The 26,662-nt window shown below is 28.8% G+C and carries 18 protein-coding genes; 14 read left to right on the top strand and 4 right to left on the bottom strand.

The window, feature by feature from the left end:
- The first annotated feature begins 11 nt into the window (after nt 1–11).
- The 4 genes from ACJJVY_RS09985 to ACJJVY_RS10000 all read left to right on the top strand — a co-directional run bounded on the left by ACJJVY_RS09985 (nt 12) and on the right by ACJJVY_RS10000 (nt 6,539).
- Nucleotides 12–1,229, top strand: a complete 1,218-nt coding sequence (locus ACJJVY_RS09985) for a 6-phosphofructokinase (protein WP_405607673.1) — start codon at nt 12–14, stop codon at nt 1,227–1,229.
- A gap of 22 nt (nt 1,230–1,251) precedes the next feature.
- Nucleotides 1,252–1,920, top strand: a complete 669-nt coding sequence (locus tag ACJJVY_RS09990; protein WP_405607676.1) for a bifunctional 4-hydroxy-2-oxoglutarate aldolase/2-dehydro-3-deoxy-phosphogluconate aldolase — start codon at nt 1,252–1,254, stop codon at nt 1,918–1,920.
- Between the two features lie 67 nt (nt 1,921–1,987).
- The gene (locus ACJJVY_RS09995; protein ID WP_405607679.1) at nt 1,988–2,824 is read left to right on the top strand and encodes a DMT family transporter; all 837 of its coding nucleotides are present in this window, start codon (nt 1,988–1,990) and stop codon (nt 2,822–2,824) included.
- Between the two features lie 592 nt (nt 2,825–3,416).
- The gene (locus tag ACJJVY_RS10000; protein ID WP_405607682.1) at nt 3,417–6,539 is read left to right on the top strand and encodes a CHAT domain-containing protein; all 3,123 of its coding nucleotides are present in this window, start codon (nt 3,417–3,419) and stop codon (nt 6,537–6,539) included.
- On the opposite strand, the gene ACJJVY_RS10005 is transcribed toward ACJJVY_RS10000, so the two are convergent.
- Nucleotides 6,522–7,151, bottom strand: coding sequence for a tetratricopeptide repeat protein (locus tag ACJJVY_RS10005; RefSeq protein WP_405607685.1), 630 nt, complete (start codon nt 7,149–7,151; stop codon nt 6,522–6,524). The two genes, ACJJVY_RS10000 and ACJJVY_RS10005, sit on opposite strands and share 18 nt — an antisense overlap.
- Nucleotides 7,141–7,701, bottom strand: coding sequence for an RNA polymerase sigma factor (locus ACJJVY_RS10010; protein WP_405607688.1), 561 nt, complete (start codon nt 7,699–7,701; stop codon nt 7,141–7,143). Before ACJJVY_RS10010 ends, ACJJVY_RS10005 begins: the two co-directional genes overlap by 11 nt.
- 99 nt (nt 7,702–7,800) lie before the next feature.
- On the opposite strand from ACJJVY_RS10010, the gene ACJJVY_RS10015 reads away from it, so the two are divergent.
- The 6 genes from ACJJVY_RS10015 to ACJJVY_RS10040 all read left to right on the top strand — a co-directional run bounded on the left by ACJJVY_RS10015 (nt 7,801) and on the right by ACJJVY_RS10040 (nt 14,962).
- On the top strand, nt 7,801–9,192 hold the full coding sequence (locus ACJJVY_RS10015; RefSeq protein ID WP_405607691.1) for a hypothetical protein: 1,392 nt from the start codon (nt 7,801–7,803) through the stop codon (nt 9,190–9,192).
- Between the two features lie 12 nt (nt 9,193–9,204).
- Nucleotides 9,205–9,840 carry a hypothetical protein gene (locus ACJJVY_RS10020; protein ID WP_405607694.1) on the top strand — a complete coding sequence of 212 codons (636 nt, stop codon included), beginning with the start codon at nt 9,205–9,207 and terminating at the stop codon, nt 9,838–9,840.
- A gap of 13 nt (nt 9,841–9,853) precedes the next feature.
- Nucleotides 9,854–10,414, top strand: coding sequence for a hypothetical protein (locus tag ACJJVY_RS10025; protein ID WP_405607697.1), 561 nt, complete (start codon nt 9,854–9,856; stop codon nt 10,412–10,414).
- A 15-nt stretch (nt 10,415–10,429) separates the two neighbouring features.
- Nucleotides 10,430–10,963, top strand: a complete 534-nt coding sequence (locus tag ACJJVY_RS10030; protein ID WP_405607700.1) for a hypothetical protein — start codon at nt 10,430–10,432, stop codon at nt 10,961–10,963.
- A gap of 14 nt (nt 10,964–10,977) precedes the next feature.
- Entirely contained in the window at nt 10,978–12,240 is a 1,263-nt protein-coding gene (locus ACJJVY_RS10035) for a tectonin domain-containing protein (protein WP_405607703.1), read from the top strand.
- A 235-nt stretch (nt 12,241–12,475) separates the two neighbouring features.
- A complete protein-coding gene (locus ACJJVY_RS10040; protein WP_405607706.1) occupies nt 12,476–14,962 on the top strand; it encodes a BspA family leucine-rich repeat surface protein in 2,487 nt (828 codons plus the stop codon).
- A 767-nt stretch (nt 14,963–15,729) separates the two neighbouring features.
- Here ACJJVY_RS10040 and ACJJVY_RS10045 read toward each other — a convergent pair.
- Together ACJJVY_RS10045 and ACJJVY_RS10050 are read right to left on the bottom strand one after the other, a co-directional pair.
- Nucleotides 15,730–16,089: a hypothetical protein gene (locus ACJJVY_RS10045; protein ID WP_405607709.1), complete on the bottom strand. Its 360-nt coding sequence runs from the start codon at nt 16,087–16,089 to the stop codon at nt 15,730–15,732.
- A gap of 51 nt (nt 16,090–16,140) precedes the next feature.
- A complete protein-coding gene (locus ACJJVY_RS10050; RefSeq protein ID WP_405607712.1) occupies nt 16,141–16,650 on the bottom strand; it encodes a hypothetical protein in 510 nt (169 codons plus the stop codon).
- A gap of 275 nt (nt 16,651–16,925) precedes the next feature.
- Here ACJJVY_RS10050 and ACJJVY_RS10055 point away from each other — a divergent pair, with 275 nt between their 5' ends.
- The 4 genes from ACJJVY_RS10055 to ACJJVY_RS10070 all read left to right on the top strand — a co-directional run bounded on the left by ACJJVY_RS10055 (nt 16,926) and on the right by ACJJVY_RS10070 (nt 26,653).
- Nucleotides 16,926–19,721 carry a triple tyrosine motif-containing protein gene (locus tag ACJJVY_RS10055; RefSeq protein WP_405607715.1) on the top strand — a complete coding sequence of 932 codons (2,796 nt, stop codon included), beginning with the start codon at nt 16,926–16,928 and terminating at the stop codon, nt 19,719–19,721.
- Nucleotides 19,722–19,944: 223 nt separating this feature from the next.
- Nucleotides 19,945–23,085, top strand: a complete 3,141-nt coding sequence (locus ACJJVY_RS10060; RefSeq protein ID WP_405607718.1) for a SusC/RagA family TonB-linked outer membrane protein — start codon at nt 19,945–19,947, stop codon at nt 23,083–23,085.
- 20 nt (nt 23,086–23,105) lie between these two features.
- On the top strand, nt 23,106–24,608 hold the full coding sequence (locus ACJJVY_RS10065; protein ID WP_405607721.1) for a RagB/SusD family nutrient uptake outer membrane protein: 1,503 nt from the start codon (nt 23,106–23,108) through the stop codon (nt 24,606–24,608).
- Nucleotides 24,609–24,625: 17 nt separating this feature from the next.
- A complete protein-coding gene (locus ACJJVY_RS10070; RefSeq protein WP_405607724.1) occupies nt 24,626–26,653 on the top strand; it encodes a PKD domain protein in 2,028 nt (675 codons plus the stop codon).
- Nucleotides 26,654–26,662 lie beyond the last annotated feature (9 nt).

Here is a 26,662-nt window from a genome sequence, read left to right on the forward strand (position 1 = left end):
CTTTAAAATATATGAAAAAGTCTATTGCAATTATGTGTGGTGGCGGACCCGCTCCAGGTATAAATACAGTAATAAGTACATTAGCTAAAACATTCTTAAAAGATGGTTATGAAGTTATAGGCGTGCATCACGGATATAAAGGGTTGCTTTCTGATAATCCGTTATTAGTCTTTTTTGATTTTCATCGGGCAGATCGTATTTTTAGTTTAGGGGGTTCTACTTTAATTATGAGTAGGTACAAACCAAAAGACACCGACTTTAAAGCAGATTTTTTTAAGAAACATAATGTAAAGTTATTGGTTACTATTGGTGGTGATGATACCGCATCAACGGCAAATAGATTAACAAAATACGTAAATAGTCAAAATTTGGATGTGACGCATGTACATGTTCCAAAAACAATTGATAATGATTTACCGTTGCCAGACAGAAACCCAACCTTTGGTTTTCATACAGCTAAAGACGAAGGGGTTCGTATTGGTAACACAATTTATGAAGATGCCAGAACAAGTGAAAATTGGTTTGTAGTTGCTGCTATGGGGCGTTCTGCAGGACACTTAGCATTTGGTATTGCTTCTGCATGTCATTACCAAATGATGATTATTCCTGAAATGTTTAATAAAAGCAAAATTACATTCGAAAAAATCATTAACATGATTATCTCATCGATTGTAAAATGTAAAATTCAAGGTATTGAGTATGGTGTTGCTTTAGTCAGTGAAGGAGTTTTTCATTTTATGGAAGAAGATGAAATTATAAATTCTGGAATTAATTTTACTTATGATGATCATGGTCATCCAGAATTAGGAAATGTAAGTAAATCGCATATATTCAACTATTTATTACAGGTTAAATTAAAAGAACTCAGGTTAGAAATTAAATCTAGACCTGTAGAACTTGGGTATGAGTTAAGATGTTGTAAGCCAATTGCATTCGATTTAACACTATGTACTTTATTAGGTATTGGTGTTAAAAAATTGTTTGATCAAGGTGTTTCTGGTTGCATCGTAAGTGCAAATTCAAATGGTGATATAATGCCGTTATATTTAAAGGATTTTGAAGACAATGAAGGTAAAATTCCGCCTAGGTTGGTTGATATAGATTCTGATATGGCACAATTGTTTATAAAAAATCTTTTTTACATTAAAGAGAAAGATTATGAAGCAGCAAAAAAATATTTACCAAATCCAGAAGCTTACAATTTCAAAAAAATATTAAATTGGAATTAACTAAAAAAAATAATAAAATAAAATGGCACAGTTTTCAAGATTAGAAGTAGCGCAAGCAATGAAAGATACAGGGATGATTCCTTTATTTTTTCATAATGATATAGAATTAAGTAAAAAAGTATTAAAAGCATGTTACGATGGTGGAGCTCGTTTAATGGAGTTTACTGCTCGTGGAGATTTTGCTCACGAAGTTTTTGGTGAGTTAACAAAATATGCAATTGCAGAATTACCAGGAATGATAATGGGAGTTGGTTCTGTTACAGATGCAGGTCAAGCAGCATTATACATGGCTTTAGGAGCAAACTTTATTGTAACTCCTGTTTTAAGAGAAGATATTGCAATGGTTTGTAATAGAAGAAAAGTACTTTGGTCTCCTGGATGTGGTACTTTAACAGAAATTACGAGAGCAGAAGAATTAGGATGTGAAATCGTAAAACTTTTCCCTGGTGATATTTATGGACCTCAATTTGTAAAAGGTATTAAAGGACCACAACAATGGACTTCTATCATGCCTACAGGAGGTGTTGCTCCAACAGAAGAAAACTTAAAAGGTTGGTTTGATGCTGGTGTAACTTGTGTTGGTATGGGGTCTAAATTAATCTCTAAAGATATTATAGCTAATCAAGATTATGCAAAGTTAGAGCAAGATGTAAAAGCCGCTTTAGCAATTGTAACAAAAGTTAGAAAATAATCGTATTTTTAACGTTAAATAATAAAACCCTTCAGTATTTTTACTGAAGGGTTTCTTCTTTTTTTTTATGAAAAATAACAAGGCAATTTTTTACATGATTTTTAGCGTAATAGCATTTGCTATTATGAATGCGTTTGTAAAGTATTTAACATCTTTTAATGTATATCAAATCGTTTTTTTTAGATCCATTGGTACACTTGCATTTACAGTTCCGTTAATTTTAAAAAATAAAATTCCAATTTTAGGAAACCATAAAAAATTGTTGATCATAAGAGGGATAGCAGGTGTACTTTCTTTAACTTGTTTCTTTCAGTCTTTAAATTATTTAGCAGTAGGTACTGCTGTGTCTTTAAGGTATACATCACCTATTTTTGCAGCTATTTTTGCATTAATTTTTTTAAAAGAAAAAATCAAACCCATGCAATGGGTACTTTTCTTAGTCGCTTTTATCGGTGTTTTAATTATAAAAGGTTTTGGAGGAGAAGTAAAATCGATTGGTTTATTATTTGTATTACTTTCGGCTGTTTCTTTAGGGGTAATTTTTGTAGTTATTCGTAAGATAGGAGATACAGAACATCCGTTAGTGATTATAAATTACTTTATGGTTGCTGCTTTTGTTTTTGGAGGAATTATGTCTATTAATTATTGGGAAACTCCTACGGTTATAGAGTTGGTCTTGTTTCTAAGTTTAGGTGTATTTGGTTATATCGGTCAATTATACATGACAAAGGCAATACAAGTGGGAGAGACAAATGTGGTTGCTCCTTTAAAATATTTAGAAGTGGTCTTTATGATAATTGTAGGTGTTGTTTGGTTTGAAGAAACTTATAATTATTGGGCGTTGTTAGGGATCGCTTTAATTCTATCTGGTTTGGTATATAATATTTATCTTAAAAGAAAATAAATAAATACTCAATCTAAAAGCTGTTTGGCTTCTTTAACTCTAAAACAATTTTCTGATCCTAAATAATTAAAGTTTTCATATTTTTCCGACCAAAAATTTTCTAAAATATCTTTGTTTAAGCATTTGTAAAGAACAATTCCATTATATGTTTTATTTTCTAAACCTAGATATTTGAAGTTAATAACAAGAATATTATTTTAAAAAAAATCAAACCCCAAATTGTTCTAAAGTTTTGTTGATAATCCACTTTGCAACAATTCTATCATCTTTATTTAAAGATAAACTAAGTTCTCCTTTATATGGGTTTTTATGATCATCTTAGTTGTAGCCAATAATAGAAAGGTACCTACTAAATCTTTAATTATCATAGTCTATTTACAAAGTATTTCAAAGGTAGTAATTATTAATTTTACACATTTTTATTTCAACATCCTTTTTTCTTCTTTTTAGATAAGCAATTTGTTTTCAAAACCCTATCTATGATTTCTTTAATGAATGATAAAGAAGGATTAAATTTTTTAAAATTAGTACAGCTTTTTGTTTATTTAGTAAAAAGCTTTTATTTTGGCTGTAAAAATTGTCAAATAACTGAATGAGAATTAAATACTTATTTCTTTTACTGATTTTTAGAGCAACGATTACTTCTTTTTCACAAGAAGTAAAAATGAGTTTTCTAAAACAAGAAGCACTAGCAGATTCTATTTATTTTAATCACACAGTATATTCTAAAAAAGTAACTTTAGAAAAATCAATATCTCTTTATACTGATTTATTAGAAAGAATTAAGAAAGAAAATTCTGAAAAATATATAAATATTCAGGCTAAAAAGTACGCTGTAAAAGCACTCCTTGAAGTAGTAGCAATGAGAAATGATTTGGCATATTCTTATCTAAAAAAATCGTTATCACTTCAACAAAAAGTAAGAAAAAAAGACAATTATTTAAAAGGTCATACGCATCGACAACTGTATAAATATTGGGAGATTAAAGCAAACCAAGATTCAATTATAGCAAATACAAAAATAGCAGAAAAAGCTTTTAGAGATACTTTAGGCAAACATCATAAATTTATTTCTGAAGCTATGTATATAAGAGGGAGTGCTTTAGGAAGAAAAGGACTAAGACGAGAAGAAATAGCATTGTGTAAAAAAGCAATTGCAAATAATATTGCCTATCAAGGAGAATTTAATGAAGATGTTGCTATACAAGAACATGTTTTGGCTACTGTTTATGGTAATTTAGGATATTATAGAAAAGAATTAGAAAGTTACAAAAAGGTAATAAAACGTTGGGAGGCTATCCCGGAGCATAAAGATATGAGCTACTTAAATATAGCGTATAATTCTATAGCTATTTGTTATTTTTTATATGGTGATATTAAAAAAGCAGAACAATACATTTTAAAGAGCGAACGATTAGTGAAAGATAGAAAAAATGATGTTTCTATTTGGTTTAATGAGACTTTTAAAGGCAGAACAAAATTAGGAGGTTGGTATTACAGAGGTAAATTGGCGGCCCACAAAAAAGATACTGTAACTGCATTAAATCATGTAAATAAAATATTAGATTTTGTAAATAATTTTGATAAAAATAAAAAAGAAAATAACCCGCACAAACTTTCTTATTTTTATGAGTTTGTTAAAAATTATCAAATGGCAGCTTTAAGGTTTAAAGCAGATTTGATACGTAGAAAACAACCCTATGAATCAAAAAAAATAAGCGATAAAATTTTGGCTGTTTTAGGTAAAAAAAATATTGCTAGATTTAATTTAAACGATCGTTTACATATAGTAGATTATTATATAAAAGAAGATTCTTTATCTAAAGTAAATTCATTATTAGATATTTATATAAAAGCAGGAGAAGAAAAAAACGATGATTATAGTTTAATTAATTTGTATGCAAAAAAAGGAGAAATCTTTTTTAAACAGGAAGATTATAAGAAAATGGACACCATTTATACTTCTCTTTTTAAAAGAATGCAAAGAGATAGTTCTCAACTATATTTAATTGAAGAATTAAATTATGATAAAATAAATCCTTATGGGAGTCAAGATGTTTTAGATATCCTAATTAAAATAAGTGCTAATTATAAAAAATATTATAAAATAAATAATGATGAAAAGAATATAAAAAAAGCATTTAGTGTTATAAAATTGGCTTCAGATATTTTTTCTAAAAACTTTAACCATTTAGTGTATAATGATTTAAAACACTTAACGGTAACTAAAATTAATGAGCAATTATTATCTATTACTTTATTAGATAATACGGTTTCTAAAGAAGGAGTTTTAGAAATTATAGAAAATAATGGTTCTAAAACCATTTGGAATAATTTTTTAAACAGCCAACAAAGAAAATATTTAAATATTCCTGATTCTATTTTACAAAAAGAAAACGATTTGTTGGCCGAATTATATTTTTATAAAAAAGAATTGTATTTAAATGAAGAATCAGATCATGAAAAAGCAAACCTTTATAAAGAACATATTTTATCAATTAATAATGAAATTGTTGAAGTAGAAGAATGGTTTCAAATAAATTATCCGAAATATTTTAATCAAAAAATAAAACCTTTTAAATTACAAGAACTTAAACAACATTTAGTAGCGGACCAAAAAGTAATTAAATATATTTTTACAGAAAGCAATGTTTTTGCTTTTATTATTACTAAAAACAATACAGGTTTAGTTAAAATAGGTAATAAAAATTCTTTAATTGCAGAGACAAAAATACTGTTAGAACTATTAAAATCACCAAACAAAAAAGGTTACAAAGAAAAAGTACAACAGCTTTATAAATTATTTTTACCTAAAGATGTAATTACAAAAAAGGAAGATAAAGAACTTGTTTTTATACAAGATGATGTTTTAAATTATATTCCTATGGAAGCTCTAATTGATGAAAAAGGAGCGTTTTTAATTGAGACTTATAAAGTAAGTTATGCACCTTCTTTATTGTTGTGGAATGGACAAATAAAAACAAAAAAATCTGAGAAAGATAAGTTGGGTATTTATGCGCCAATTTATAAAAAATACCAAGAAGAAAACCCAAAAAGAAACGATAGCACTGCCTTATTTGGAGCGTTAAAAGAAGCAACAAAAATAGCAACTATATTTAGTTCAGAATCGTTTATAGGAAATGATGCAAATAAAGGTAAATTTATAAAGAATGCGTCAGAATATAGTATGTTACATTTAGCCATGCATTCTTCTTTTAACAATATAGCACCAGAGTTTTCTAGTTTAAATTTTTCGCCAGAAAAAAAAGACCATAAACTCTCTATATCAGAATTATATAACTTGTCTTTAAATGCAGATTTGGCGGTTTTAAGTGCTTGTAATACAGGTTCTGGAGAGTTAAAAAAAGGAGAAGGTTTAGTAAATGTTTCTAGAGCTTTTACATACGCCGGTGTACCAAGTTTGGTAGCTAGTTTGTGGGCGGTTCCAGATGTTGAAACTTCTAAAATTATGATCAGTTTTTACGAAGAATTAAAGAAGGGTAAATCTAAAAATGAAGCTTTACAAATAGCAAAATTAAATTATTTAAAAACAACAGAATACAATGCCTTAAAGCATCCTTATTATTGGGCTGGATTTGTAGTATCTGGAGATATAAGTCCTGTTAAAACCTCTAAAAATTATTGGTGGTTTGCTTTAGGTTTTGCAAGTATTATAATTGTAGTTTTTAGAAAAAGATTAATTAATTTCTTTTAATAAATTTTCAATTTCTTTTAATTTAAAACCTTTAGAGTTATTAGATTTTAAGTGAATTAAATATTTTTTAGCATCTTCTTTTTTATCTGTTTTTAAAGATGCCAATGCCAAATACCATAAACGCTCTTCTTGCCAATTGGTATCAGAATCAGAAATTTTTAAAAATGATAGAATTGCTTTTTCAGGTTTATTTAATTGCAAATATGCGTTTCCTTTATAAAAATGAAGCGTATTATTATCAATAGAATCATTTTTTGTTAATTGATTAAAAAGGGCAATTGCTTCCGTATATTTTCCAGTTTCATAGTTTTTAAAAGCAGTTATTTTGTTAGTTGCTTTTGTTTCGCTTCTAACAATAGGAACCACAATATTTCTATGTGGTGTAAAATATGTTGCATACAATTCTTGGTTAGAAATAGACTGGTTATTAAAAACAAAATAACTAGACAAACTAATGATAACAGCAATAGAGGCGGCTATAAACCATTTTGTTTTTTTAGTTTTATCTATTCTTATTGTGGCTTCTACAGATTTTAAAAAATCTTTTTGTTGTTTACGCTCTTCTGCAGTAATTACTTTTTTTAGATGTGCTTCAAACTCGTTATTTTCCATGAGTTTCTGTTTTAATCTTTTCTTTTAATTGTTTTATACATCTCGATTTTTGACTTTTTACAACGTTTTTATTATCATAATTTAAAGTTTCACAAATTTCGTCAATAGTAAATCCTCTATAGTAAAATAATGTCAATACTTCTTTGCATTTTTTACCCAATGTAGCAAAAGCTTTTCTTAATGAATCTTGATGCTCATTTGGTGTATCATTAAGAAAATCGCTACTAATTTCTTTATAATTATAATCTTCTTTTTCTAAAGGGAATTCTTTAATTTTCTTATTATTTTTTCTAGCTTTTTCATATAACATGTACTTGCCAATACCAAACAAATAAGTTTTTATAGTACATTTTAAATGGTGTATTTCTCCTTTTACAGCTTTTTCTTGTAAGACAATAATTGCATCTTGATAGACATCAAGAATATCATCTTCAGAAAGATGAAAAGTTCTAGCAAAATTTATAAACGGAATTCTATTATCTGTATATACCATTTTAAGAGCACTTTTATCAGCTTGTTTTAAAAGAAGAAGTAACTGTTGTTCTCTCATTAATGGTTTAAAAATAGAATAGTAAACAAAAAATTAAAAATAAATAAAAAAATGTTAACCTTTTGGTTTTAGAATCATTAAAGTAAAAAATACTATAAAATGATACTAAAAACCAACCCTAAAATTCTAATTACTTTTTTTGTTTTATCAATAGGTTTTATGGTGCCTACTAACGCACAATTATGGAAAAAACTTAAAAAGAAAGTACAAACAAAAATTGAGCAAAAAATAGAAAAAAAAGTAGATAAAGAAACAGACAAAATTATTGATAATACCTTGGAAGGTAAAGAGGACAAAGAAGATGATACTCAAACTAAAAAAATAGATGATAGTTTACAATCTTACGGATCTGCTTCTATAAATCATTCTACTTTATATGGTAAATTTAATGTAGACGATTTAACAAAAACCAAAGTGAATAAAGAAGGCAATACGGTAAGAATTATTGGGTATTGGAGAACTTCTGATGCAGATGTTTTTGATGGTTACAAGTTAGTGATAAACGAGGTAGAAGATATTGATAATCTTAAAGATAAAACTTATAAAATTCCAGAAGAAGCTACGTTAAAATTGGCTTACAATGCTATGGTACAAGGTACATATAGTTATAATAGAGATGAAGTTAGAGCACATCAAAATATGGATATAACTAGCGGAACAGTTTCTGTTACTTTTAATAAAGATAAAAATTTTGCTATTAATTTTTCTGGAAATGTAAAACTACATGATCATAAGAATACAGATTCTTATGTACAAAACATACCCGCAAATATACAAGGAATGGTAACGACATCATCTCCAGAATATACGATAACCAAGGCGCCTAAGGTTAAGAAAGCAATTTCTAATGATATTTCTGAAGAAGAAATATTACAAGGCTTTAAAAAAGCAATGCCAACCGTAGATATTCCATCAACATTTAGTTTTGATAAGAGTGTAGAGGTTAAAATGATAGATGATAGAGGAGATGCTCAAATTATTGAGTTTTTACTAGGAACTTACCCAGACATTTACGGTATGTCTGTAGCACCAAAAGAAATGCAAGGTCAAGAAATGCTGGTTGTAAATACTCCAGAATCAATGACAATCTTTATGAGTATGGCAGGTATGAAAATAAAAAAATCGACCTCTATAGAACAAATGGGTAGCCAATATAATATGGAAGATAAAATTCCCGAAGAAGGAGATTTTGCCTATAAAAAAACGGGAAAAATGAAAACAATTGTAGGTTATTTATGTGAAGAAGTAAAGGTAGATTATGAGTATACAAACCAAAAAGGAAGTGTTTCTTTTTGGGTTTCAAATGATTTTCCAGTTCAAAATAAAGCTCTGCCAATGTTGGGCATGAAAATGAATAACCCTCATTTTTCTGGTTTTGTTTTAGAAATGAATACCATACAAGATGGAAAAAGTTTTTCTATAGAAGTTATTGGGGTTAAAGATAGAAGTGTGTCTATAAATACAAATGAATACAAAAAAATGGGATTCTAAAATAAAAATGTTATGAGAAATTTAATAATACTTACTTTAATAATCAGTTTGTTTACCAGTTGTTTTGGTGATAAAAAAGTAACCAATGTTTTTGAAATAGGTGAAACATCATTTATAAATAAAAACTTTAAAGTCAATAAAATTAATTATACCAAAGGAATGAGTGCTTGCAATAACATAACTAAAGAAGCTATCGCAAAAATATATGGCGTTTCTGCAAGTAAAGTACATGTAGAAGACCCTACAAAGTCTGATAGATATAAAAAAGATATGGCACCTGCTTGTATTTTTTATGTTGAAGAAGGAGATAATGATTTTATGTGGTTAAGAGGTTCTATTGCAGTAAATCGTGAAATTAGTAAAGACGAATTTATGGGAGATGTAGCTGAAGCTGCCGGTAGTGGCAAAAACTGGGAAGAAGCATGGAGCTTAAAAAAATCAATTTCTAAATCTGCAGAATGGATACCTAATTTAGGAAAAGCTGCACTTTGGAATCCTAAAAAAGGAGTGTTAGAAATTAAATTTGAAGGATATACATTGGTGGTAAATCCATTAAAGAACAGATTAAATAAAGCCGAAACCTCTAAAAATAGAGATTATAAAAAAATAGCTATCAGTATGGCTAAAGTTGGTGGATATATTAATTAAAACACAGATTTAAATGAATTTTTTAAAATATACAATACTCTTATGTGCTTTACTATTAATGTCTTGTAAAGAAAATAAAACGGATTCTAACAACATTGTTAATGGGGAGTCAAATATGAATTCAGATATATCAAACCCTAAAATAAACATAGAAGACATAAAAAGTAAGATGTGTAATGAGTTCCCAAAAGAACTTGTTTTAAAGTACAATACAGATGCTACTCATATTACTATAGAACCTATAAGTAATGGATCTGGAGGCATTTTGCATTGCAAAGTAAAACTGTTTTACGGCAAAAAAGACTATGAGTTTTGGGAAGGACAAGTTACAGCTTGGGTAAATCAACAAAAAGACCCTTTTTGGCAATATAATCCTAAAAGAAATGCAGCTATTTATCATAAAGTAGAAGGTATAGGAGATAAAGCAGTTTACATTGCCAACACGTATCAGTTATTAATACTTAAAAAAGGTGTTATGTATAGCATTGCGGCTCCTAGCAGGGGTAGGTCTACTAATACGGGTAAAGAAAACAAAGAAATTGTTATTGAAATAGCAAAACATTATCAAATTTAAAAAAAAACTAACATTATGAAAAAGCTAGTAATAATTATTTTTACAATAGGTTTTTGTGCATTTACCAATGCACAAACCATACAAGGTACATTAACCTTAAACGGAAAATCAAAAACCGAATTGAATTTAAAAACGAATTCGGCAGTACAATTATTTAAAGATTTTAAAACAGAAAAATATAAATTAAAATTCAATTTTAAATCTAAAGAAATCTCAAAAAACATTTATGGAGAAACCGTTATCTTTTTTGATTTTATTACAGTTGTAAAAAAAGATGGTATAATAGTTAAAAACCTACAAAGAAAGCAACCAATACCTTATTTCCCAGGAGAAATGTTTCTACCAGCAGAAGCATTCGATTTTATTAGTGTTTTAGCAAGTTTGGACAAAGAAAGGCACGCTACTACAATAGAAAAAGGATACCAAGGCACTATGCCAGAAGGAAAATACATCATGCAGTTATTTGCAAAACCAGTTGGTTTTAAAGGAGAAATAAAGCCTTTAGAGTTTAGTTTTATGCTACGTAAAAGACCTGGAAGATTAAAATAATAAACACATTAATTATGAAAATTTTAAAATTAAAAATAATAGCAATTATTGTTGTGTTTTTTTTTACGCTTAGTATAAATGCACAATCTTTTATAAAAAATACAGGTAAAGCAACAGATATAGCAATAAGCTCAAAAGACGGCAGCGTTTATGTTGTAGGTACCTCTAAAAATGTACTTAAATACGATTTTAGATCAAAAAAGTTTAAGCCATTTGGCAAACAATCTAAAAATATAAAATCTATAACAGTACATCCAAACGGAACTGTTTATATGGTTTCAACAACAAATGAAGTTTATAGAGACTATAAGGGCTACTGGAATAAAATTACGGGGATAAAAACGAATGAGATTAATATTGATAAAAATGGAAACATAAGAGCTTTAAATCTCTCTGGTAAATTATACAACCTGTACAAAGGACAATGGCAAGAAAAAATTTTAATTAACAGAGGAACAACAGGCTTTAACCAAATTATTGGTCAAGATTCTAAAACACTTTTTGCACGATTTAAGGATAACGCTTTTAAAATACATAAAAACGGAAAATGGCAAACCTTAAATGGAAATCCTTTAAAAATTACAATAGATGATAAAACAGGAGATCTTTATGCGGTAGGTAGAAATAAAGGCATTTATAAATGGAATAAAACGACTAAAAAATGGGTGTTATTAAACGGAACTAGAAAAGATTTTAAAGATATAGCCGTACATAATGGTAAAATTTGGGCAGTTGCAACCAACAAGTCTATTTATGAGTATGGTAAGTACGTAATACCTTTGGTAAAAAAAGAAAAAGATTATTCTGGGACTTATAGAGTTACAATTAATAAACTTGGTAGTGATAAAGGGCATAAATATTATGGCACTATTGGTGTTTATTTAGAATCAAAAACTCTTTCTGGAAATGTAAAAATTCAACCAAAAGATAAAAAACCAAATAGAGTTTTAGATATTTCAAAAACAGAATCTAGAAAAGTTTTAGGAAAAGGTTTTAAAGTAGACAAGTACCTTAATAATAACTATAAAAATGATTTGATAGAAGCATCTTTAAATATAGATGTAATGAGAGAATTTATATTACAAGGTGAGGCAGCAAATAGTAATGCTACTTTTGATATTCAAGTAAATTTAACAAATGATGGATTTGGTGGAATAGACGTTGGAAAATGGCAAAGGGTTAAAATGAATGTCAAAGACCTTATACTTAATAAAGAATATTTTTATGCACACGGTAGTAGCTTATCAATTATTTGTTTTAAAATAGAAAAACTATAAAACACAGTAACTATGAAATTTTAAAACTAAGAGCATTAGTTACACTAACTATAGACATTGCATTTAATGATTTTAGAGATAATAGGGAATAAAACAGAAATAGTAACTTTTGTTTTAGAAATCAGTTCTAATTATCAAGTACAAAATTTTAGTATTTAAGGTGTAAAATTATCTTATAAGAACCTTACCATTAATTCAAATTAATATAAAAAAATGAACTACTAAATCAGCAGCTATGAAAAAAACACTACAAACTTTAATATTTATATTCTTTGTTCAAACATCCTTTGCACAGTTTATTACAACTTGGCTAACTTTAAGAGATAATCAAGAAATAAGTATCCCTATTAATACAAATTATACGTATAATTATAATGTAGATTGGGGAGATGGTAGTACATCTACTAACCAAATAGGAGATGCAACTCATACTTATTTAGTAAAAGGAACTTATACTGTAAGCATAACAGGTACGTTTCCTGCAATTTTTGTAAACTATTCTGGTGCTAAAGAATTTTTAAAAACTGTAGAACAATGGGGTAATAATCAATGGAAAAGTATGGAAAGAGCTTTTTATGGTTGTACTTATTTTAGGGTTTTAGCTACTGATATTCCTGATTTGAGTAACGTTACAGACATGAGTTATATGTTTAGTGCTATCAATCTTAATTTTGATGAAGATGATAATGTTTGGCATATACCAAACATAGAAAATTGGGATGTTAGCAATGTTACAAATATGAGTGCCTTATTTAATTTTGTAACAGGTTTTAATCAAAATATTAGTAGTTGGGATGTAAGTAATGTTACTAATATGAATGCAATGTTTAGACTCTTAAGAGTCTTTAACCAAGATATAAGTGGGTGGGATGTAAGTAATGTAACAGATATGAGTGGTATGTTTGTTTCAGCAAATAATTTTAACCAAGATATAAGTGGTTGGGACGTGTCTAAGGTAACAAATATGAACTATATGTTTGAAGGAACATATATTTTTAACCAAGATATTAGTAGTTGGGATGTATCTAATGTAACCGATATGAGCTATATGTTTGAAGATACTAGTGCTTTTAACCAAGATATAAGTGGTTGGGATGTATCTAATGTAACCGACATGACCAATATGTTTAAAAAATCAAAGGTTTTTAATCAAAACATTAGTAGTTGGAATATTAGTAATGTTATAAGTATGAGTTCTATGTTAGATGAGTCTGCTATAACTAAAGAAAATTATGATGCCATTTTAAAAGGTTGGGCAACACAAACCTTAAAACCAAATGTTTCTTTAGGTGCAAAAGATCTTTACTATTGTACAGGAGAAGTCGCAAGAACAATTTTAACTTCTGCACCCAACAATTGGTCTATTATGGGCGACACTAAATATTGTAATAATATTACAGTAATCTTAGACGCAAATTTTGAGCAATATTTAATTGATGAAAATATAGATTCTGATGCTACCTTAAACGGACAAGTATTAACTACTGATATAGAAAATATATCTGAACTTACTCTTAAGGATAAAAACATATCAGATTTAACCGGAATACAAGATTTTACAAACCTTAAAGAATTGGAGGCAACTAATAATTTAATTTCTTTTATTGATTTAAGTAAAAATGTATTGTTAGAAAAGTTGATTATAGCTAATAATCAACTACAAACAATAGATTTATCAAAAAATTTACAACTCAAAAATTTAGATGTTGGAGATAATGATTTAGTTAATTTAGATGTTCATTTATTATTAGATTTAGAAACAATTTCTTGTTATAAAAATCAATTAACTACTATTAATCTATTTTCTAATACAAGCTTGTTAACTTTTATTGCGAATGAAAATCAATTAAAAACAGTTGATATTAGAAAAAATGAAGATTTATTTTGGATTGATGTAGAAGATAATGCCCTAGAAAGTTTAACAATTAAAAATGAAAACAACTCTAAAATTACCTTTTTTAGTGCAACAGGTAATCCAAATTTAACATGTATAGAGGTTGATGATGATATTTATAGTACTTCTAATTGGGGTAATGATAAAGATACAACCGCAAACTTTTCTACAGATTGTGCTCCTTCAAATGATGAGTGTTCAAATGCAATTCCGTTAGTTTTTGGTCAACTAACGCCAGGAGATGTCATTAGTGGTACATCAAATAGCAGCCCAAGTTGTGCCGTAGGAACCGTGTTGGCCGATGTTTGGTATTCTATAATAGTGCCACAATCGGGGGAATTTAAGATAGAAGGTTCTGGCGTTGGTGGTCAACTAAAATTTGCTGTTTATCATAGTTGCACAAGTACACAATCCGTTGCTTGTGGAGAGACTATTTCATTATCAAATTTGACTGTTGGAACAACATTATATGTAAAAGTATGGTTAGAGACTAATACTTCTAAAAATGTAAAAAACCAGTCTGAAGTTGGAACATTTACGTTTAAAGCAGAAGAAACAAGTGTTTTATCTACAGATAATTTTTCGGTTCAACAAATTAACTTAAATGTATTTCCAAATCCATCAGCGTCATCAAATATTACTTTAGAAAGTAGTAGTGTTATGTCTAAAATTGAGTTATTCAATACAAATGGACAGGTATTAATTTCTAAGAATATTGATAATATTATGAAAACAGGTTTAAATATTTCAAAATTATCAACCGGAATTTATTTTCTAAAGATTAAAATTGACAATCAGGTTGTTGTAAAAAAAATAATGATAAACTGAAGTAAAAAGTAGAATTTTAAGAACATAAATCCATCACTTTTATATTTAATATAAATTGATGGATTTTATTTTTTTTTCAAAATAAAATATCGTTATCCTTTATTAATAAAAGTCATATTTACGTTAAATTATAAGTTTACTTTTAAAATGTATTTCAAATCCAGTAAAATCATTTTTTGACTTTTCTCTAAATTATTGTGTTTAATATTGGTTTGTAAATTAGAAATTTTAAAGATGTAATAGCTAATTTTAGACATGCTCTAAAAAAAGTATTTACTTATACAAAAAGTATAATAGAAGCATGCTAATCTTTCTTTTAGAATATTTAATGTAATAAGCTAACATTATTTTGTTAGTTCTGTATAGAATTATTTTTACTTATTATTTCTAATTTCTGTTTCAATTTTTTAGGCAAGAATTACCACCAATTAATAGCGATATATTAAAAGAGTATAAAGCAGAAAATCAAAATTGGGGAATTTCTCAAGCGGAAATTAAATTTATTATGTTGCTAATAATAAATGCTTATTAGAGTTTAATGGGGTAAATAGGTAGTTATATCCAAACACCCAATGATAAACAATTATACGACCTAAAAAGGTTCTAAAAGATAAGATTTACACCAATTTTTATAGAGGTTTTATTTTTACGCTTAGGTGTTTTTTGGTTTGAAGAAACTTATAATTATTGGGCGTTGTTAGGTGTCGCTTTAATTCTGTCTGGTTTGGTATATAATATTTACCTTAAAAGACAAAATAAATAAATACTCAATCTAAAAGCTGTTTGGCTTCTTTAATTCTAAAACAATTTTCTGATCCTAAATAATTAGGGTTTCCAAGTTCTTCGGACCAGAAACCTTCTAAAATATCTTTATTTAAGCACTTATAAACAACTGTGCCTTTGTATATTTTGTTTTCGAAACCAACATAATTAAAGTTAATAACAAGTATGTTGTCTTTAAAAAAACCATTGCCCAATTGTTCTTGAGTGTTGTTGATAATCCACTTAGCAATAATTCTATTGTTGGTGTCTAATGATAAATAAAGTTCTCCTTTATAGGTGTTTTCTTCTCCGTCTTGATTGCTGCCAATGATAGAAAATGTACCAACTAAATCTTGAATTGTCATATTATTTTTAATGTAGAAATCAAAAATAAGACATTCTATCTATAGTAGTGCTTAAAAACGTTTTCCAATTCCTATTCCTAAAGACCAGGTGTTAAAATGATTTACTCGATAATCGTAAAATATAGTAGGAGCAACATCCCAATGATTACCGAATTCAATTTCATATTCAATACCAGTTCTAATGACAAATAGTTTTTCGTTTTTTTCGAATTCAACTCCACTCCCTAAAACTAAAACCCAGTTTTTGTTGAATTTCCATAAAGCATCTAAGGTTAAAACTACGGGGTATTCTTTTTCTATATAAAGCTCATGATCTTTCTCGATTTCAAAAGTTTCTAATTCGATATCATTATGCAACCCCAACCCCCATTCTTCATTAAACCAATATTCTAAATCTAGACCAAAAGAAGGGACTATTACAGTTTTATCTCCTTCATTTGTTGCTATTGGTATGTAAGTCTGGCTTAAGACAGGGCTTACTCTAAAATGTTTAAAATGTTCTTGCGAAAATGAAATAAATCCATTTAATAGAACTGCAATGATGATGATTTTTTTCTTCAAAACTATTAATTTTTCAAAGCAAAATTATCTTCTTTTTTATTTTCAAAACATGATAAATGTTAAGTTGATTTTTATAATAAATACGTAATGGTTGATTATTCTTAATATTTAATCTATCATATTTATATAATTAATTTTTTATAATGGTTTATTTTATGATAGTGATAATATTAATTGAGCTCTTATAGAATCTTTATACAAGTAAAAAACTTTATTTGCAGTTACACTTTGTATTATTTGGTGTAATTTAGTAACCAAACATTACTGAATTAAACATGCTTAGAGGTTTATTTATTTTATTTTTTACTTTTCTTTCTTATTTGTGTTCGGCACAAGAGTTGCCACCTATAAATACTTACACACCCAAAGAATATAAAGCAGAAAACCAAAACTGGGCAATTACCCAGTCTAAAAATAAATTTATATACGTTGCCAATAATAAAGGGTTATTAGAATTTAACGGAGCAAGTTGGCAATTATATCCGACGCCTAATGAAACAATAATGCGAAGTGTAAAAGTTGTAAATGATAAAATTTACACAGGCTTTTATATGGATTTTGGCTTTTGGCAAAAAAATAATTTTGGCGTATTAGAATTTACTTCGATTGTAAAGAATGAAGGTGTAGAGATGCTTGAAGATGAGCAAGTTTGGAATATATTAGAAATAGATAATTGGGTGTTGTTTAAAACCTTAGAAAGAATTTATCTCTATAATTTAGAGAATAAAGAGATTAAAATTATCAATTCTGACTATAGATTACATAAGTTATCGAAAGTAAACGGGGTTGTATATTTTCAAGAAGAAAATAAAGGGGTCTTTAAAATAGAAAATGGTGTTGCTAAATTAGTATCTGATCATAAAATTTTAAAAGAAGGTGTAGTTGTAGAGTTTTTTAGTAAAGAAGATAAAATATTGGTCTTAACTCAGAAATCAGGTTTTTTTTACTTAGAAAATAATGCACTTACAAAATGGGAAACCCCATCAGAATCTATTCTTAATAAAGTAACAGTTTACAGTGCTAAGTTGGTTAACAATAAAGATTATGCTTTGGGTACTATTTCTGATGGATTTATCTACTTAAAGAGTAACGGTGTTGTAGATTATCAAATTACTCAGAGTACAGGTTTAAATAATAATACGCTGCTTTCGGTTTTTGAAGATATAGACAGTAATATTTGGTTGGGTTTAGACAATGGAATTAATTGTATTAATAACAATTCTCCCATTAAACTTTATACGAACAAAGTAAATTTTATAGGTACAATTTACGCTTCTATTATTTATAATGATAATCTGTATTTAGGAACAAATCAAGGTTTATTTTATAGAAAGGAAAACTCAGATGGTAAATTTAAATTAGTAAAAAATACCCAAGGACAAGTTTGGAGTTTATCAATAATTGATAAACAATTATTCTGCGGTCATACTTCTGGTACGTTTTTAGTAAATAATGATGTTTCTACCCTAATTTTTAATAAACAAGGTACATGGCGGTTGAGTAAAATAGACGATAATACTATACTTCAAGGTTCTTATGATGGTTTGTATATTTTAAAGAAAGTAGATAATAAATGGTCTTTAAGGAGTAAGATTGATGGTTTTAAGAATTCAAGTAAATACTTTGTTAAATACGATACTCATAAATTTTTTGTAAATCATGAGTATAAAGGTGTTTTTAAAGTTGTTTTAGATGAAGATTACAAAAAGGTAATAAGTTTAAGTAAAGAAGAATCAATTACTAAAGGTTTGCATTCAAGCCTTATTTCTTATCAAGATAAAATATTATATACAAGTAAAAAAGGAGTCTTTTTATATGATAAAGAGAAGGAGTTTTTTAAAAGAGATTCTATTTATAGTCAGTTAATATCAGAAGAAAACTTTACTTCAGGAGAATTAATTTTTAGCAAGCATAATAATATTTTATGGTCTTTTTCTAAGAGTAGTATTAAATATTTAAGACCAGGTAAATTAAGTGATAAACCTACTGTTAAGAGCATCCCATTTTCCAGTTCTATGCCTAAAGCAGCTTATGGGTATGAAAATATTATTCACTTAGGTAAAAACAAATACCTTATTGGTACATCTAACGGTTACATTATTATTGATTTAAACAGATTGGCTATAAAAAGGGAATTTGATCTTAAAATTAATAAGGTAAATAATTTTGTATTAGATAAACCAAAAGTAAGAGTAGATTTAACTGCAAAACAAGAATTTTTATATAAAGAAAATAATTTTGAATTCTTTTATAGTGTACCTAATTACAGTAAGTTTATTGATATTAAATACCAGTATCTCTTATCTGGTAAAAGCGAACAATGGAGTAATCCATTAACTTCGGAATCTGTTTTGTTTGAAAACGTGTCTTATGGTAGTTATACTTTTAAGGTTAGAGCTATTGTAAATGGAGAAATAATTGGTGATGAAGCTCTTTATAATTTTAATGTTAATAGGCCATGGTACTTATCTAATTTGTTAATAATACTATACGTGGTGTTGTTTTTATTTGCCTTTTACCTGGTGCATGCAGCGTCTAAGAGATATTATAGAAAGCAACGAGAGGAATTATTAGAAAAAACAAATAAAGAATCAGAATTAAAAGAACTAGAAAACTCTCAACAAATTATAAAGTTAAATAATGAAAAGTTAAAAAATGATATAGAAAGTAAGAATAGAGAATTGGCGACTTCTACTATGAATATTATAAAAAAGAATGACTTTTTAAATATGATTAAAATTGAATTGATTAAAGGGGATGCAAATAGTATTAATAAAGTAGTAAAGATTATTGATAAAAATTTGAACAATAAAGATGATTGGAATATGTTTCAGGAAGCATTTAATAATGCCGATAAAGATTTTTTAAAAATAGTAAAAGAGAAACATCCAACTTTAACACCAAACGATTTAAGACTTTGTGCTTACTTAAGATTAAACCTTACTTCTAAAGAAATTGCTCCTTTATTAAATATCTCTACTAGAAGTGTAGAAGTTAAAAGATATCGATTAAGAAAAAAAATGGAATTACCACATGATTCTAATTTAACAAACTACATTTTAGAGATGTAAACTCCCAAACATTTCATTTTTTTACCCATACATAACCACAACAAAGATAATTTTGTATCTATTTAAGTTAATTTTTATCACATTTATAAAACCTTGTGTTTATTGGGGTTTTTATGATTTTTACTAGATAAATTTATGATGTATGTTTTTTGTAGGGGTTGTTTTTGCGATTTAACTAATAATTAACTTTAATTTTATCATGAAATAATAAATACCTTTATTCATGAGAAAAAAAATCACATTATTACTCCTTTTACTTATAGGTTTTTTTGCAAATGCACAAACTATAAATGTAAAGGGTGTTGTTAAAGATGCAAAAACAGGTGATCCCTTGCCTGGAGTAAGTATATTAATTAAAGGAACAACAGTTGGAACTCAAACTGATTTTGATGGACTTTATAGTCTTAATAAAGTAGAAAAAGGAGTAACGCTTGTATTTAATTATTTAGGATATACCATAAAAGAAGTTTTAGTTGATAAAGAAACAATAAATGCTTCTTTAGAAGAAGCGGCCGAAACTTTAGAGGAAATTGTAGTAATTGGTTATGGTACGCAAAAAGTAACGACTGTTTCTGGAGCGATTTCTACCGTTAAATCAGAATCGATCGAAAAATTAAAACCATTAAGAGTAGAAGAAGCATTACAAGGTAGTGCATCTGGAGTTTCTGTAATTCAAAGTGGTTCTCCTGGTAGTAAACCAACTGTACTTATACGTGGTATTCCTTCTTTTTCTGGAACAGATCCTGTAGTTATTATAGATGGTGTGCCTCAATCGTTAGATGATTTAAATTCTATTAATTCGTCAGATATTCAATCACTTAATATTTTAAAAGATGCTGCATCAACAGCTATTTATGGTGTTAAAGGGGGTAATGGTGTAATTGTTGTTACCACTAAAGGAGGTAGAAAAAATCAAAAAGCAGAATTTAGCTTAAACTCTTATACGGGTTTTCAATCTGTAATTCAAAAAATTGGATTGTTAAATGCTTCTGAATATGCTGCTATGGCAAATGAAGGTAGTGTTGCTGCAGGAGGTGAGTTAATTTTTTCCGATATTTCTAATTTAGGAAAAGGTACAGATTGGCAAGACGAAATTTTTAAAGATGCTTCAGTAACATCTCATACTTTTTCTGCAAGAGGTGGTTCTGAAAATATTGGTTACTTTTTCTCTACAGGTTACTTAAGTCAAGGCGGTGTTGTAGGAGGAGATGAAAAGTCTAATTTTAATAGAGTCAACTTCACAGCTAATATAGATGTTCAATTAACACCTAAGGTAAAATTTATACTTAACACAAGTTACGCGAATATAAAAAGTAAATCAGTTGCTGAGAATTCTTTTAATTCTATTCTAGGGAATGCTATCAATTTTGATCCAACGGTTTCTGTTTATAATAATGATGCTAATGATTTTGCAACTTATGGTTACAGTAACTTATTGTTATCAGAAATTTTTAATCCTATTCAAAGATTAGATGATACGTATAATGAGAACAATGGAGATAAGTTATATGGTAAATTCGAGTTACAATATGATGTTTTAGAGAATCTTAAAGTTACATCTCGTTTTGGATATACCAAATGGGATCAAGTTAGTAAAAGTTTTAGTCCATTAGCATATTATGGTCCTAATAATGTCTCTAGTCAATATTTACCTGACGGAACAGTGCCAATGCAAACAATAGATAATGGAGATGGTACAACAAGTATAATTCCAACATATAATAATAGTGTTACAGAATCTGAAGTTTCTACTTTTAGTTATACGTTTGAAACTTTTGCGAGTTATAATTTTAAGTTACAAGAAAAACATAATTTTGATGTTGTTTTAGGAATTTCAACGAGTAAGTCTACAGGAGATGGAATTGGTACAACAAGACAAGATGTTAGAGATAATTCTTGGGCTTGGGCAGATATTAGTGCAGCTACAGGAATTAATACAGAATTAAATACGAATGCATATACAGGATATAGTTATCAAAATTTAGAACGTAGAAATTTATCTTATTTTAGTAGGGTTAACTATGATTATAATGACAAGTATTTAGCCTCATTTTCTGCAAGACGTGATGGATCCATCGCATTTGGTAATGATAATAAATTTGCAAACTTCTACGCGGGTTCTTTAGGTTGGGTCGTTTCTAGTGAAGATTTTTTCGACTCGGAAGCTGTTGATTTTCTAAAAGTGAGAGGTTCTTACGGTACTGTAGGTAATGAAAACGTAGATCCACAATATGTAAGTATAACTGTAGGTGGACCAAGTTATAATTCTACAGCAAATAGTAATGGGTATACTTTTGGATCTGAATTTGTTTCAGGTGCTACTGTAAATTCATTTAGCAATCCAACATTAAGTTGGGAAGAGCAAACACAATATAACATTGGTTTTGATGCTAGATTTTTTAATAGTATTTCAATTACTGCAGATTATTTTAATAAATCCGTAGATGGTTTATTATTTACAGACGCACCATCACTTTATGCAGGTACTTCAGAGCCTGTGAAAGCAAATATTGGTAGTACAGAAAGTAAAGGTATAGACTTAACTTTAGGATATAATATAGATAAAGAAGATTTTAAATTTAATACTTCAATAACATTTACAACATCAGAAAATTTAGTAACAGAAACAAATAGTGATGGTACCGCATTTATATCGGGAGGATCTTATTTTAATGGTCAATCACACGATGCTACACGATTTGAAAAAGGTTTTTCACCGGGTTATTTTTATGGTTTTAAAACAGATGGTTTATTTCAAAACCAAGCAGAGATAGGTGCACACGCAACTCAAACAGGTGCAGAGCCAGGAGATATTCGTTTTGTAGATTATAATAATGATGGTATTATTAATGATGATGATAAAACAAATATTGGAGACCCATTTGCTGCATTTACTTTAGGTTGGAATTTAGGTTTTGAATATAAAAATTTCGATTTAAGTATGTTTACGTATGCTTCTGTAGGAAATGATATTTTTAGAGCCTATGAGCGTAATGCACTTTATACAAATAAAGATAGAAGTATATTAGACAGATGGACAGGAGAAGGAACCACGAATGATGCTAAAAATCCACGTTACACTTTTGCAGATACTAATAGTAATATTAGACCTTCAGATAGATATGTAGAAGATGGAAGTTTTGTAAAAATTAAAAGTTTAATTTTAGGTTATACATTACCAGAAACTTCAAATAAATTCTTTAGAAAAGTACGTGTTTATGCACAAGCAAAAAACTTGTTAACACTTACAGATTACGCTGGTTTAGATCCTGAAATTTCTGGAGGTATTTTAGATACAGGTATAGATAGAGGTGCTTACCCACAAGCAAGAACATTTCTTATTGGTTTAGACCTTAAATTTTAACATCCAAATAATATATTAGTATGAAAAATATAAAAAATAGTATTGGGTTAATTATAATGCTTTCAATCTTTGTTGGTTGTTCAGATGTTATCGAATTTGACCCGCATGACGAATATGCTGTAACAGAAATAGATTATTTACAAACAGCGTCAGACTATCAAACAATGGCAGTAAGTTGCTATACGCCATCACAATGGTTAAATGGAATTATGGTTATTGGAGATATTGCATCAGACAATTCAGTAGCAGGAGGTGAAAATGCTTCTGATGTACTTACATTGCAGAATATAGATGATTATGATTATCAACTTTTGGCAAATAATAGTACGTTAGAAGATTTATGGAAATCTGCTTACGAAGGTGTAAATAGAACAAATTATCTATTAAAATATAAAGATGTTAATCTTTTAGGAAACACTGTAAGTTTTGATGGTAAAGAAGCACTCTTTGGTGAAGTTCTTTTTTTAAGAGCGTATTATTATTTTAACTTAACAAGAATGTTTGGTGATGTAGTTTTATTTACTGACAGAAAATTAGGTATTGCTGATTTTGGAGGTTTTGAAAGAGCTCCTCAAGCAGATGTTTATGCGCAAATTGAAACAGATCTATTAGATGCTATAGAGGTATTGTCTCCTACAGCTACACAAAAAGGACGTATCACAAAATACGCAGCGCAAGCCTTATTAGGAAAAGTGTATTTATATCAAGAAAAATTTGATTTAGCAGCTCCTATGTTAGAAAACGTTGTCAACGGTCCTTTTAGTTTAGTTTCAAATTTTGATGATATTTTCTTATTAGAAGGAGAAAATGGACCAGAATCTGTGTACGAAATTCAATATTCAAATGGTTCGCCTTATTATAATTGGGGTGGACAAACAAGAGGTCAAGGAAATTATGCGGTTCAACAATGTGGCGTTAGAGGTATAAATGGTTCTGCAGATATGCCTTATAATTCTGGTTGGAGTACAAATTTACCAACCCAAGATTTAGCAGCCGCTTATGAAGAAGGAGATCAAAGAAAAGACGCTACTTGTTTTGATGTAGCAGCTTATGCAGCTAATAACCCAAGTCTTAATGTAACCTACCAAGTTGCCCCATACAAAAATACAGATTTGTATAATAAAAAGTATTTACCAAGAAAAGGACAAACTAGTGGTCAAATCGAATTAAATTATGAAAATAATCAAAGAATAATTCGTTATGCAGATGTTTTGTTAATGGCGGCTGAAGCAAATTTACGTGGATCTTCAGGTAGTGCAGCAAAAGCTCAAACCTATTTAGATTTAGTAAGAGATAGAGCTTTTGGAGATGTTGATCATAGAGTTCCAGCAACTGTGCAAGCTATTTGGGATGAAAGAAGATTAGAATTAGGTATGGAAGGAGATCGTTTTTTCGATTTAGTAAGAACTGGTCAAGCCTCTAGTGTTTTAGGTAGTGGTTATAGTACAGCAACTAAAGGTTTGTTCCCTATTCCACAAAGAGAAATTGATATTTCTGGTTTATCGCAAAACGAAGGGTACTAAAAAAATAAAAACAAATTATGAAAACATTTAAATATATTTTAAGTCTTATACTTGTTACTGCTTTAATTTGGAGTTGTAATGAAGAAGATTTTGGCGATACTAGTTTTTTAGATAGTATTGCTGTACCAACCAACGTTGCAGCTGTGTATACTATTACACAAGACAATAGTGGTTTGGTTACAATAACTCCAACAGCAGAAGGGGCGTCTTCTTTTGATATTTATTTTGGAGACACAACAACAGAGCCAGAAAATGTGATAGCTGGTAGCAATGTACAGCATACATATGATGAAGGAAGTTACCAGGTAAAAGTTGTAGCTTATAATGCCAAAGCAGATACAGCTGAAGTTACACAAGATTTGGTAGTTTCTTTTAAGGCACCAGAAAATCTTGTAGTAACAATAGAAAATGATCTTGCCATTTCAAAATTGGTAAATATTACAGCAAATGCAGATTTTGCTGTAACTTATGAGTTTTATTCTGGAGAAACAGGTGTAGATCAACCCGTGATTTCTGGTAATATAGCAGACGCACTTTCTTATCAATATACAGAGGCAGGAACTTATTCTGTAAAAGTTGTAGCAATGGGTGGAGCAATTGAAACTACTGAATATACCACAGAATTTGAAGTAACTGCAATTTTAGCTCCATTGTCTTCTGCAAGTACCCCTTCACCAAGAAATGCTTCAGATGTAATATCTCTTTTTAGTGATGCTTATACAGATATTTCAGATATCGATTACAACCCTAATTGGGGGCAGCAAACTATTTATACAGCATTTGACTTAAATGGAGATGCTATGATTCAATATAGTAATTTAAACTATCAAGGAATTGATTTTGCTACAAATGTACAAGATGTTTCTTCTATGGAAACACTTCATATAGATGTTTGGACAGCAGATGCTACTTCAATAGATATTTATCCAATTAGTTCTTCATCAGCAGAATATTTTGTAACTAAAGAATTAGTAGCTGATCAATGGAATAGTTTTGAAATTCCTTTAGCAGAATTTACAGATCAAGGATTAGTTATTTCAGATTTAAAGCAATTTAAATTTGTGGGAGCAGGATCGGTTTTTATAGATAATTTATATTTCTATAAAGCATCATCAACTCCTGTTACAGGTGTTACTCCATTAACTTTTGAAAGTGATTTTGAATTAAGTTCTTTTGATGGAGGAGATATTTCTATAGTTGCAAATCCAGATACAAATGGAAATTCATCTTCTATGGTTGCACAACTTGTTAAAAATGCAGGACAAACTTGGGCAGGATCTAAGATCACCGTTCCTACTCCATTTGATGTGTCTAATACAACAGTAACAGCCAAAGTTTGGTCTCCAAGAGCAGGTTTAAATTTATTACTAAAATTTGAAGACGCTACTCCGTGGCCAAATACAGTTGCCTCTGCAGAAATAACAGCAACAACTACCGTTGCAAATGGATGGGAAGAGTTAACTTTTGATTTTTCTGGAATAAGCACTTCAGTAGATTTTACCAATTTAGTTTTAATAATGGATAATGGTACTGCAGGAGATGGTTCTTCAGATTATACAATATATATAGATGATATTTCTACAAGCCCAAAATTAGATTTTGAACCCGATTATGAATTTAGTTCTTTTGATGGAGGCGAGCTCTCTGTAGTTGCAAATCCAGATATAAATGGAAATTCATCTTCTATGGTTGCGCAACTTGTTAAAAATGCAGGACAAACTTGGGCAGGATCTAAAATTACAGTTCCTACACCATTTAGTTTTACAGGAGAAACCAGTGTTAAGGTTAAAGTTTGGTCTCCAAGAGCAGGTTTAAATTTATTACTAAAATTTGAGGATGCTACTCCGTGGCCAAACACAGTGGCTTCTGCAGAAATAACAGCAACAACTACTGTTGCAAATGAATGGGAAGAGTTAACTTTTGATTTTTCAGGAATAAGTACTTCTGTAGATTTTACAAACTTGGTTTTAATAATGGATAATGGTACTGCAGGAGATGGTTCTTCTAATTATACCATTTATTTAGACGATATATCACAATTCTAAAATAATAAT

Origin of the sequence: Polaribacter sp. Asnod1-A03, assembly GCF_045063585.1 — a bacterium.
Lineage (GTDB): Bacteria > Bacteroidota > Bacteroidia > Flavobacteriales > Flavobacteriaceae > Polaribacter.